The organism is Serratia proteamaculans (genome assembly GCF_946227095.1).
In the GTDB taxonomy this organism is placed as follows: Bacteria; Pseudomonadota; Gammaproteobacteria; order Enterobacterales; family Enterobacteriaceae; genus Serratia; species Serratia proteamaculans_E.
The window spans coordinates 46,093-57,934 of sequence record NZ_CAMISV010000002.1; the positions used below are offsets into that span (position 1 = coordinate 46,093).

Annotated in this window: 11 protein-coding genes; 5 read left to right on the forward strand and 6 right to left on the reverse strand. The window is 55.6% G+C overall.

Features of this window, described 5'->3' with window-relative positions:
• Positions 1-363 precede the first annotated feature (363 nt).
• The 4 genes from OC597_RS03950 to OC597_RS03965 all read left to right on the forward strand — a co-directional run bounded on the left by OC597_RS03950 (position 364) and on the right by OC597_RS03965 (position 5,583).
• Complete coding sequence (locus OC597_RS03950) at positions 364-2,034, forward strand: DUF4091 domain-containing protein (RefSeq protein ID WP_262207604.1); 1,671 nt, start codon at positions 364-366, stop codon at positions 2,032-2,034.
• A 157-nt stretch (positions 2,035-2,191) separates the two neighbouring features.
• Positions 2,192-3,913, forward strand: coding sequence for an ornithine lipid synthase OlsF (olsF, locus tag OC597_RS03955; protein ID WP_262207605.1), 1,722 nt, complete (start codon positions 2,192-2,194; stop codon positions 3,911-3,913).
• Between the two features lie 99 nt (positions 3,914-4,012).
• The gene (locus OC597_RS03960) at positions 4,013-4,795 is read left to right on the forward strand and encodes an N-formylglutamate amidohydrolase (RefSeq protein WP_262207607.1); all 783 of its coding nucleotides are present in this window, start codon (positions 4,013-4,015) and stop codon (positions 4,793-4,795) included.
• 74 nt (positions 4,796-4,869) lie between these two features.
• The gene (locus OC597_RS03965; protein ID WP_261423993.1) at positions 4,870-5,583 is read left to right on the forward strand and encodes a flagellar brake protein; all 714 of its coding nucleotides are present in this window, start codon (positions 4,870-4,872) and stop codon (positions 5,581-5,583) included.
• A 41-nt stretch (positions 5,584-5,624) separates the two neighbouring features.
• On the opposite strand, the gene pdxY is transcribed toward OC597_RS03965, so the two are convergent.
• The 3 genes from pdxY to OC597_RS03980 are packed head-to-tail and all read right to left on the reverse strand — an operon-like array spanning position 5,625 to position 7,432.
• Positions 5,625-6,464, reverse strand: a complete 840-nt coding sequence (gene pdxY, locus OC597_RS03970; RefSeq protein ID WP_261463457.1) for a pyridoxal kinase — start codon at positions 6,462-6,464, stop codon at positions 5,625-5,627.
• Positions 6,465-7,181: a glutamine amidotransferase gene (locus tag OC597_RS03975; RefSeq protein WP_261423991.1), complete on the reverse strand. Its 717-nt coding sequence runs from the start codon at positions 7,179-7,181 to the stop codon at positions 6,465-6,467.
• The gene (locus OC597_RS03980; protein WP_261253856.1) at positions 7,178-7,432 is read right to left on the reverse strand and encodes a hypothetical protein; all 255 of its coding nucleotides are present in this window, start codon (positions 7,430-7,432) and stop codon (positions 7,178-7,180) included. The genes OC597_RS03975 and OC597_RS03980 overlap by 4 nt, the downstream gene beginning before the upstream one ends.
• Before the next feature lie 68 nt (positions 7,433-7,500).
• Between OC597_RS03980 and OC597_RS03985 the strand changes: the two genes are divergently transcribed.
• Positions 7,501-8,805 (forward strand): aminotransferase class I/II-fold pyridoxal phosphate-dependent enzyme, encoded by a 1,305-nt coding sequence (locus tag OC597_RS03985; RefSeq protein WP_262207609.1) that lies wholly within the window; start codon positions 7,501-7,503, stop codon positions 8,803-8,805.
• On the opposite strand, the gene OC597_RS03990 is transcribed toward OC597_RS03985, so the two are convergent.
• The 3 genes from OC597_RS03990 to ppk2 form a co-directional block, all read right to left on the reverse strand.
• Positions 8,806-9,777, reverse strand: a complete 972-nt coding sequence (locus OC597_RS03990; protein ID WP_262207611.1) for an LLM class flavin-dependent oxidoreductase — start codon at positions 9,775-9,777, stop codon at positions 8,806-8,808.
• A gap of 156 nt (positions 9,778-9,933) precedes the next feature.
• A complete protein-coding gene (locus OC597_RS03995; RefSeq protein WP_262207614.1) occupies positions 9,934-10,767 on the reverse strand; it encodes a serine hydrolase in 834 nt (277 codons plus the stop codon).
• A 159-nt stretch (positions 10,768-10,926) separates the two neighbouring features.
• Positions 10,927-11,841 (reverse strand): polyphosphate kinase 2, encoded by a 915-nt coding sequence (ppk2, locus tag OC597_RS04000; protein WP_262207616.1) that lies wholly within the window; start codon positions 11,839-11,841, stop codon positions 10,927-10,929.
• Position 11,842 lies beyond the last annotated feature (1 nt).

Here is an 11,842-nt window from a genome sequence, read left to right on the forward strand (position 1 = left end):
GGGCATGAATGTTTCGTTGTTGTTAAAATCGAAAGGGTTGAAGCCTAAACCGAAAGCGTTACTTGTTCACAATTTGTTAACCTTTCGGGCCGGTTTTAGCCCTGCCGCGCAGCAATTACGGGCTGCTGGCGTCATAGGAATAAGTGATAACCCTTGCACCATAATGGGGATTAAAAACATTTTTATTGTGCATGCCGGGTTATCTTTCATTTTTGTGATGCAAATAAACAAAAAAATCGTATATGACTTCATTCGAAGCCTCTTGCCGTCGGTTTTTGAATGAGGTCTATTGTTTGAATCGATAAATTGGTTTAGCCTGAAAATCACTCCACGGTATTTTACAATTAAAGCGAGATTACGGTTATGCGTCTTTCATTGACCTTTACCCATTGCCTGGAAAAAATATTTCATAGCCATAACGCTCCGCAGATCACACAGATAAATAAACTCAACGGGCTGAATAACGAAATGATGTGTTGGCAGGGGGTTTATTGCCTGCAGCGGGCCGATAACGAAACGCGACGTGAATTAGGCTACCGTATTGAGGGACCATTGGCGGAGTATATCAGCGTGCGTCAGGTGCAGTCGGTACCCAGCCACTTTCCCTGTTATGCCCAGACCGATGAAAACTATCTACGCACCGAGCCGGGGTTATTTCCCGACCCGCTGGTACCGCTGGTCGATCGGCGTTTCTTTGCCGCCTGCAATTATTACGGCAGCCTGTGGTTAACCTTAACCCCACCGTCGATACCGGTGGCGGGCGGGGATTACCCCCTGACGCTGACGCTGTTTGATGTGGCCAGTGAGGAGGTACTGGCCAGTGCTGAGTTGACGCTGCATATCGTGGCGGCCGCACTGCCGCCGCAAACCTTGCTGCACACCGAATGGCTGCATTCCGATTGCCTGGCAGATTATTACCATCTTGCGGTGTTCAGCCCAGAATACTGGCTGGCGACGCGCAACTTTGTCCGTACCGCGGTTAACAGCGGAGTAAATATGCTGTTGACGCCGATCTTCACGCCACCGCTGGATACCGCCGTCGGTGGTGAGCGCACCACGGTGCAACTGGTGGGCGTGCAGCGCTCTGCGCAGGGCTACCGGTTCGATTTCCAGCGTCTGGCCCAATGGGTGGATATGGCGCAGGAAGAGGGCATTGAACACTTTGAGATTGCCCCGTTGTTTACCCAGTGGGGGGCCGCCCATGCGCCAAAAATCATGGTGGAGACAGACGGCACGCTTAGTCCACTGTTCGGCTGGCATACCGATGCCCATGCTGAAGAGTATCAACAGTTCCTGCAAGCCTTGTTGCCGGCTCTGACCGGCTGGTTCCGCGAGCGGCAGTTACAACAACGAGTGTGGTTTCACATTTCTGATGAGCCGACGCTGGAAAATATTGCTGTTTACCAGCGTGCCAGCGCTACCTTGCGCCCGCTATTGGCCGGCTTTCATACTTTTGATGCGTTGTCAGATTATGCTTTTTACCAGCAGGGTCTGGTGGAAACGCCGGTGGCCGCCACCGACCATATCGAGCCTTTTATCGAAAACCGGGTACCTGGCCTGTGGGCTTATTATTGCTGTGTACAAAAAACCGAGGTGGCCAACCGTTTCTTTGCCCAGCCTTCGGCGCGCAACCGCATTTTGGGTATCCAGCTTTACCGGTACCACATCGCCGGTTTTCTGCATTGGGGTTTTAATTTCTATAACAGCGGGCATTCGCGGGAGAAGCTCAATCCCTACGCGGTGACGGATTGCCGCAATGCGTTTCCCTCAGGGGATGCCTTTGTGGTTTATCCCGGAGAAAACCTGATGCCGGTGGAGTCACTGCGTTTACGGGTACTGCATCAGGGCCTGCAGGACATGCGAGCCCTGCAACTGCTGGAAAGCCTGACCGATCGTGCGACGGTAGAAGCCTTGATTGAACAACAATTGGGGATGCACATCACTTTTAAACGCTATCCCCATCAGGCGGAGCCGCTTTTGCGGTTACGGGAAGTGGTGAATCAGCGCATCGAAGCCTTAATTTCGGTGGCATAAAATGCGGCAGGGTGGCGATGGGGATCCCTTCGCCACCAAGTTTTCAATAATTTGCTATAACTGATAGCTGAGGGATTCATTTTTTTGTCATGTTACTGACATGTTAGGGTCATGGCGCTGGCTTAAGTTTGCAGCGACTAAGCCAGGAGATAACGCGATGTTTAGCTTGGACTCTCTGTTGCATGATGCATTTCCACACCGCAAGACCCCTGCCTGGCAGCGTAGCCTGCTGAGAACTTTACTCTTCGAAAAAGAATTCAAACAGTTTGCCGCCGATTATCCGCACCTGAAAGGGCTGGATTTGATCGAGCAGGTGGTGGACTACTTCAACCTCAGCTGTGAATTGGTCGATGGCGATTTGGAAAACATCCCGAGCCAGGGGCCGGTGGTGCTGGTGGCTAACCACCCGATCGGTTCGCTGGACGGCCTGGTGCTGCTGCGTGCGGTGGCGGCGGTAAGACCGGATGTCAAAGTGGTCGCCAGCCAACTGTTGACCTACATAGAACCGCTGCGCAACCTGTTTGTGCCGGTGGACAACGTGGGCAACAAGACCAACCGCAAGCAAATTGAAGGCATGCAGGCGCAGTTGGATAAGCAGGGCGCGCTGATCCTGTTCCCCGCCGGGGAGGTGTCACGCATGAGCCCGAAAGGCATTCGTGACGGCCACTGGCATACCGGATTTTTACGCCTGGCGGCCAAGGCACGAGCGCCGATTGTGCCGATCCACATCAGTGCGCGTAACAGCAACCTGTTCTATTTCACCTCAATGGTTTATCGACCGCTTTCTACGTTATTGCTGGTGCGCGAAATGTTCCAGCAGCAGGGTGGCCGCATCAAAATTCGCGTAGGTGGCCGTATTCCCTTTACCAACTGGCACGACGGCCACACCAGCGCCAAAGATCTGGCCGAACGCTTTCGTCGTCACGTTTACCGCCTGGGCCAGGGCAAAGAAGGGCTGTTCGCCAGTGAATCGCCGATTGCCCTGCCTGAAGACCGATTGGAGCTGAAAAAGGCGCTGGCAAACTGTGAGCGTCTTGGGGTCACCCCGGACGGAAAAATCATCTTCCTGTATCGCCGTCAGGGTGAGGCGCGTGCGCCTATTCTGCGTGAACTCGGTCGCCTGCGTGAGATTGCCTTCCGTGCAGTGGGGGAAGGCTCTGGCCGTCGTCGTGATTTGGACAGCTATGACGACGACTATTACCACCTGGTGCTGTGGGATGCAGACGAACTGGAAATTGTCGGTGCCTATCGCTTTATTCCTACCGCCGAGCAGTTGGAGCGCAAGGGGCTGGAAAGTATCTACAGCAACAGCCTGTTCCATTATGACCGTGAGATGGCGCCGATCCTGGCGCAGGGTATCGAACTGGGCCGCAGTTTCATTCAACCGGCTTACTGGGGCAAGCGTGGGCTGGACTATCTGTGGTTAGGCATTGGCGCATACCTGGCAAAATACCCGCAGTATCGCTATCTGTTTGGTCCGGTTTCTATTTCCGGCGGGATGCCGGTGACGGCGCGTGACCTGTTGATTGCCTTCTACCGGCTGTATTTCTCGCCAAATCATGCGTTGGCGCAGTCGCGTCAGCCTTATCCTGCCTCGCTGCCGCAGGTGTTGGCGCAGTTTGCCGGCGATAACTATCAGGAAGATTTGGTTCGGCTGAAAAGCCTGTTGAGCAACATCGGCTGCTCGATCCCGACGCTGTATAAACAATATACCGAGCTGTGTGAACCGGGCGGGGTGCAGTTTATTGATTTCGGCACCGATCCCGCCTTCAATAACTGTATTGACGGCCTGGTGCTGGTCGATCTCACCCGGCTTAAGCCCGCACGGTTCCAACGGTACATCGCGGTGCACCAGCCGCAGGAGGCTTGCATAGAATGATTGGCTTCTCATTCATGCATTTTTGATCTAATTCGAAACTTGGCGTCGGCGGTGGGATCTAGCCTAAGATAAGGCTTTGTTCCTCCGCCGGAGTCTTGCATGCCACAGTCGTTTGTCTCGTCTTTATTATCCGCCGAAGATCCCGCCGCCGTGGCGATTGAAACGCCCAGGGGCGTCGCGCCCTTTTTATTGCTGTGCGATCACGCGGGCCAGGCGATACCGCAGCAGTTGGGTAACTTGGGTCTGCCGCCCGGTGAAATCGACCGTCATATCGGTTGGGACATCGGCGCATTAAGCGTTTCGCGCCATCTCAGCCGTCAGCTGGACACCACGTTGATTCATCAGCGTTACTCACGTTTGGTCATTGACTGTAACCGCACGCCCGGCATCGCCAGTTCGATCCCGTCACTGTCAGAATTGACGCCGATCCCTGGGAATGTCGGTATTGATGCCAGACATGCGCAGGCGCGCGAGCATGAGATTTTTAGGCCTTATCACCAGGCGATAACCGACAGTCTGGATCAACGCCAGCGCAGCGGACTGCCGACGGCGATTATCGCCATGCACAGCTTCACGCCGGTATTCAAAGGCAACGAGCGGCCATGGCAGGTGGGGCTGCTGTTTAACCGTCAGCCGGAGTTTGCGTTGCTGCTGGCAGAGCTGCTGCGGGAGGAAGGGGATTTGCAGGTCGGCGTTAACGAGCCTTACGCCATGACCGATGCTACGGATTACACCCTGCCGGTGCATGCCGAGCGGCGGGAGCTTCCTTACGTTGGCATTGAGATCCGCCAGGATTTGATCGCCGATCAACAGGGTCAGCAAGCCTGGGCGGAACGCTTCGCCAGACTGCTGCCACAGGCCTGGCATCGCTGGCAAATTTGACTTTAGGAATATTCCCAGTGATGATAACTGTAAGGAAAGTGTAAATCGTCATTGGGAAGAGTCAGGAGCGACGAGTGGAGCAGAATGATAACGGATTGTTTATCAAGCAGGAGCGCTTTGAAGTACTGGCGATCCTGCGTGAAATTTGTAAACAGCGCACGCCACTGAAGGTCGTCAATGATCAGCAGCAGTTTCAAAGTCTGCTGTTGAGCGTCGGACCGGATAATATTGTGTTCAGCGGCGATGAGGCGGACACGACGGTCGACGGTGAATGTACCATTGTGATTGAAAGCCATGATGCGAAGATCGAATTCTCCGTGGATCAGGCTGAATTTACCAACCATCAGGGCGTTAACGCCTGTTCAACCCGGCTGCCGAAGGAACTGGTGTACATCCAGCGCCGCCGTCAGTTTCGTGTGACCACTCCCCACTGGCGTGAGTTTCTCTGCAGCGGCGAATACGCTGACGGTAGCGAATACCAGTTGAGGATCCACGATCTTTCTGCGGGTGGCGTTGGCTTGCGCGTTGACGGTCCGTTGCCGGAAAACCTTCAGCCTGGATTCCAGTTCAAAAAGGCTTTGTTGGATTTTGGCAGCTACGGCAGTTTCAAGGTCAATATGGAACTGGTAGTGATCAACGAAGACCAGGAACTGGATGACGACGACCAACTGGTGCGTTTCTCGCGCCTGTCGTGCCGTTTTATGAAACTGGGCCTGGCGATGGAAAGAAAAATTCAGAGTGCGGTATTTGCGTTCGAACTGGATTTTAATAAAAAGAAAAAACGTTAAATAGTCACCAGAGGGGCAGCAGGCTGCCCCATCACCCCGGCCTATTTCAAGGCGCGCAGACTGCCAATCTCCTCCCAACCAAAATGCTCCGCTTCTGCCAGCACATCGCAGACCTCGCCACTGGCAGTGACAATCGCGTCATTGAGGCTTTTGCCGTGCAGCAGGTGGCTGACCAGCAACGCGGCGAACATGTCCCCGGTGCCTTTAACCTTCGATTTAATTTTAGGATGGGTATAGCTTTGCACCTGGCTGCGACTGACCAGCAGGAGCCCAACCTGATCGTCGTTTTCTGCCACGCCGGGCGCACTGGTCACCAGGACCCACTCGGTGGTGTCATTCAACAACGCCTGTGCGGCATGCTGTGTTTGCTCCAGGCTGGTCAGCGGGTGCCCGCAAAGCTGCTCCAGTTCGAAGCCGTTGGGGGTGAGACCATTGGCCAACTGCAGGAACGGCGAGCGATAGCAACTGACGATACGCTCATCCACATACACGCCTTCACCGTAATCACCCATCACCGGATCGATATAGATTTTTATTTGCGGATTAATAGTGCGTACGCGTTGCAGCCAAGTGTCCAGCATGTGGCACTGGCCGACATCGCCAAGATAACCGACGATCACCGCCCGGGTACGTTTCATCACGCCGCGTGCCAGCAAATCTTCCAGAAAGCCGCTGAACCACTCGGCAGGGATCACGCCGCCGCTGGGTGCGCCGTAATACGGCGGGCAACCGAACAGTACGCTGGGCACTTGCAGTGCTTCCAGCCCCTTTTTCAACAGGGTGCGATAAGCGATACCATTGCCAACGCTGCCGTAAACCACCTGCGATTGAATGCTGATCACATCAATCTGCGGTGGCTGTAATTGAGACATTTGTTGCATCTATAACTTCCTTGGTTCGATTTTATCCAGCCACCGCGCAAATACCTGGCGGGCGCGCTGTTCTAATTCTGTGCCGTAGCGAGAGGCTTGCTGACGCAGGCGCTGCGGCAGGATACCGGCTAACTCCAGCTCGCAAGCATGGCCAACCAGCCAGCGTTCCAGATCGCGATGATCGGCCTCCAGATGGAACTGTAGCCCAAGCGCGAAATCCTGATATTCAAATGCCTGATTAGGGCAAATTTCGGTAGCAGCCAGGCAGGTTGCGCCCTCTGGGATCATAAACATATCGCCGTGCCAATGCAGTACCGGCGTTGTCCCCAGGGGGGCCAGTACCGAGTCTTTATGCTCTGCCAGCGTCAAGGGTTCGAAGCCGATCTCTTTGACACCCAGCGAAACCACCTCGGCACCCAGAGCCTGAGCCATCACCTGTGCGCCAAGACAGATGCCTAGCGTAGGCCGTTTTTGCTGAAGTCGCTGTGTTACCAGTGCTAATTCGTCGTTGAGAAATGCATAGTGTTGTTGGCCGGCAAAATGCTGCGCAGCGCTGATCGGTCCGCCGAGCACCACCAGCAGGTCGGTCTCCTCATTATCGATGGCACGGATATCGTCACGGCCGGCATCGTAATAATCAATCTGATAACCCCGCAGTGAAAGCAGTGAGCCCAGGATACCGAGGTTTTCAAAATTCACATGCCTGATAGCGACAACTTTTTTCATTGCTGTACCTCTGTGCTGTGGGGATAAACTTCCAGTTCCAGCGTATCGCCGAGGATGGTGATGCCGTTGATGCCGCTTTGATAAACTATCCGACGCTCTTTGACCTGGCTGATGTGCAATTGGTAGCCCTGATCGGCAGGGAACAGTGCCTGGGCCTGCTGCAGTTGGTCGGCAGCCCAGGGGGTGAACATTTGCAAACGGGCAAACGCTTTCCCGCCGTGTTGAATATCGAGTACGTAATGTTTTTCCATCTTTACCCCTTAACTTTTCCATTCGAAACAGGTAATCTGTTTTGAACTAATACAAAAAGGTTTTATGTATGGGTTCATTGTATGCAAAAGGCGGCAGCGCTGTCCAGATTGCTGAGCAGATCAGCACGCAGATCAAACAGGGGGATTTGCAGCCGGGTGACCTGTTGCCACCGGTGCGTCAACTGGCGGGTCAACTGGGGGTGAATCCCAATACCGTCGCCAGTGCGTATGCCAAGCTGCGCGATGCCGGTTTGGTCGCTACCCGCGGGCGTGCCGGTACGCAGGTGCTGGAGCAACCCCTGATGGCGGCGCGCCATATCCGTCAAGTGCCCGAAGGCATGCGTGATTTGGCCAGCGGCAACCTGGATGGGGCTTTGCTACCGGAGCTGTCAATGAGTGTGGATGACATCTTCCCGCAGCAGAATGGCTATGACGTTAGCGGTGATTTACCGGCTTTGTGTCAGCTTGCCAGTGACTGGTTGAGCCAACAGGGTGCATCTCTGGGTGAGACAGCGGTGTTTTCGGGGGCGCTGGACGCCATCGAAAAGGCGCTGCGCAGCCATGCGGCGCCGGGGGCGTCGGTGTGGGTGGAAGATCCCTGCTGGCCGCCGTTACTGACGCTGCTGCGGCATCTTCGCCTCAAACCACTGCCGTTGCTGGTGGATGAGCAAGGGTGTCGATTGCCGGAGAAAGATGCCGGCCCGCAGGGGTGTGCAGTGATCCTGACACCGCGTGCGCAGAACCCAACCGGCATGTCGCTTAGCGCGGCCCGCGCCAACCACTGGCGTGAGTTTCTGGCGCAAAACCCGGGCTGTCTGGCGATCGTCGATGACTTTTGGGGGCCGCTGTCGCAACAACCGCTGCATTTGCCCTGTACTGCCGACAATGGCCTGTATGTGCTGTCGCTGAGTAAATTCCTCAGCCCGGATCTGCGTATTGCGCTGGCCTGCGGCAAGCCGCAATTGCTACAGGCGATGCGTGCCGATCAATACATTCGCGAACGTTGGGTCAGCCATATCCTGCAGCAAATTGCTGTCAAATTATGGACGCAGGCGCAGCGCGAGGGTTTGCTGGTTCGCGCGCAGCAAGCCTATCAACAGCGGCGCGATGCGTTGGCGGAACGGTTGCAGGCATTGACCGGTGCACCATTGCCAGCGGGGGAAGGGGTACATATCTGGCTGCCGGTGCGTTCGGAAGCCGCCGCCGGCCAAATCATGGCGCAGCGCGGCTGGCTGGTACAGGGCGGCGAGCCGTTCCGCCTGAAAAGCGGCCCGGCTATCCGTGTCAGTCTGGCTAACCTGATCCCGGCACAGTTGGAGACACTGGCGCAGGATCTGGCGGTCGCTATAGGCTCTGGTGCGGTGGTGAACTGATCAGGCCTGCGCCAGCAGTTGCAAAGAGGCCAGGCGGGCAGAGGGTTCGCTGATCGGTGTATCGATCACAAACTCTTCTACGCCATATTGCCGGTGCAATTGGTCTAACTGACTGCGCACCTGCTGCGCGGTACCAAGCAAAATATGGCTTTCACGCGGTTCGATGCGGTAATCGGTAGCCCCGGCCTGCTGAACATAACTTTCAGCCTGCTCCAGGCTACCGACCGTCACGCTTTGTCCTCCGGCCACATGCACCCGGTATTGTTGGATCCCGGCCGCCAAAGCCTGGGCCTGTTCGGTCGTATTGGCGACGATCACCGCGACCGCCAGCAGAGCTTTACGTCCACCACTCTGCTCAGAGTAATGTGCCAGCGCGCGCTGAATATCCTCTGGGTTGCCATTGAGCTGCGCAGCAAACACAAAGGCCCAGCCGTGTTCGGCAGCCAGTTGGGCACTTTCGCTGCTGGCCCCCAACAGAAAGCGCTGTGCGGGCTGGACTGGTTGCGGTGTGGCACTCAGGCCGGGTTGCGCGTCGTCATTCAGGTAGGCATTGAGCTGAGCCAACTGTTGCGGGAAGTCCGGCTTATTCTGTTGATCGTGGGCGGCCTGCAGTGCCTGGGTGGAGAGCGGTAGCCCGCCGGGCGCTTTGCCCACCCCCAGATCGACCCGACCCGGTGCCAGCGTCGCCAGCAGATTGAAGTTTTCCGCCACTTTGTAAGCGCTGTAGTGTTGCAGCATGACGCCGCCAGAGCCGATACGGATACGAGAGGTTTGTCCGAGCAAATAGGCGATCAACACTTCGGGCGAAGGGCAAGCCAACTGCGCGGTATTGTGATGCTCGGCCAGCCAGAAACGGCGGTAGCCCCAGATTTCTGCCTGCTGCGCCAAATGCAGCGTACGCGTCAACGCCTGGGCGGCAGTTTCTCCTTCGGCAATCGGACTTTTTTCCAACACGCTCAGGGCATAAGCCATTTTCCTGCTCCTTTATCATCAATTATCCATGACAAATAGCATGCCCAATCCAACAGGCTTAATACTGATTTTGGATAGGATATTCCATTGATAAAAAACGGATTTAGATATGCTCAGAATGGTAAAAGGGCGCGTGATTGACGCGCCCGAATCAGATCAGGATTCGAGCCAGGCCTTCAGGCGAATGGCGTCTTTATAGTAGCCGTAGCGCTGTTTCGAGCCGAGCAGGATTATCACCACCGGCTGCCCTTTGATCAGGGTGCGCATCACCAGACAGTGGCCGGCTTCGTCGGTGAAACCGGTCTTTTGCAACTGGATTTTCCAGGCGGAATTATTGATCAGACCGTTGGAGCTACGGTAGACCAACTGACCGCGGCCAGGACGCACGATTTGCTGTTTGTCGGTACTGAAACGACGGATGGTCTGATAACGGTAAGCGTGGTTAACCATTTTCAACAGGTCATTGGCACTGGCGACGTTGCGCGGTGTCAGCCCGGTCGGATCGTAGAAACGCGCATGTTTCATGCCGATAGCACGCGCTTTTTGATTCATTTTCGCTACAAAGGCTTTGCGACCACCGGGATAGTTGCGGCTCAGTGCCGACGCGGCGCGATTCTCCGACGACATCAATGCGATGTGCAGCATATCGCGACGGCTAAGGGTGGAACCGATGGTCAGACGTGAGTGAGTTTTTTTCAGCAAATCCCGGTCGGCGGGGGTGACCCGCATCCTGTTGCCTAACGGGCGTTTGCTGTCCAGTGCGACCATGGCGGTCATCAGCTTGGTTAGCGAGGCGATGGGTTGCACGTGATTGGCCTGTTTCTGATAAAGCGTTTTGCCGGTGCGTTGATTGACCACCAACACCGATGTTGAGTGCAGCGCCAGCGGTGCAGCGGCCTGCGCGGCTGACGCAACCAACAACAGAAAGAGAACCAGAATGGCGCCGAAGCGGCGGATGGGGAGACGAGTAAGGGAATTAAATAAAGACATGGTGACCGTAACTGTGTCCTGACAGGTGAAGGAATATCAGCAAGAGTCTGCACAGCAAATGTGGAGAAAATAGGGTGGTGTTGTAACGAGATGAGGATCCAGCGGTGACGTTATTGCGGGCGAAAGGCAGGGAAGCGGTGTTCCGCCTCCCTGGATAAATCAATACACTTCAGGCACTACCATAGTGTCGGGCACCGGGTGGCGGTTGTAATCCGGGCTGCGTTTGCGCGGTGGCAGGGTGATCACATTGCCTTCCGCCTCTTCATAGGGCAGTTGTTCCAGCAGGTGGCTGATGCAGTTCAAACGCGCCTTTTTCTTGTCGACCCCCTGAACCACCCACCATGGCGCTTCCGGAATGTTAGTGCGCGCTAACATGATTTCCTTGGCCTCGGTGTAGTCTTCCCAGCGGCGGCGGCTTTCCAAATCCATCGGGCTGAGCTTCCATTGCTTTAACGGATCGTGGATGCGGCTGAGAAAACGCAACTCCTGCTCATCGTCGGTGATCGAGAACCAGTATTTGACGATTTGAATGCCGCTGCGCGTCAGCATTTTCTCGAACTCAGGTACGCTACGGAAAAACTCTTCATATTCCTCGTCATTACAAAAGCCCATCACTTTCTCCACCCCGGCGCGGTTGTACCAGCTACGATCGAACAGCACCATTTCACCGGCCGCCGGCAGATGGGCGATAAAGCGTTGGAAATACCACTGGGTGCGTTCGCGATCGTTCGGGGCCGGCAGCGCGGCCACGCGGCAGGTGCGAGGGTTCAGACGCTGAGTGATACGTTTGATCACGCCACCTTTGCCGGCGGCGTCGCGGCCTTCAAAAATGATCACCAGTCGGTGGCCGGTGCGCATCACCCAGTCCTGCAGTTTGACCAGCTCACCCTGTAGCCGCAGCAGCTCGCGGAAATACTGTTTGCGCCAGGCTTTCTTCTGGTCGCTGTCCACTTCGCTGTCGTCAAAGCGCAGGTCATCCAGTTCCATCTCCAGCTCTTCGTCGTAACTGTCGTAGAACTCCTGTAACAGACGCTGATTGAAGCTCTCGTCGCGGTCAAATTTATGCATAGCCATA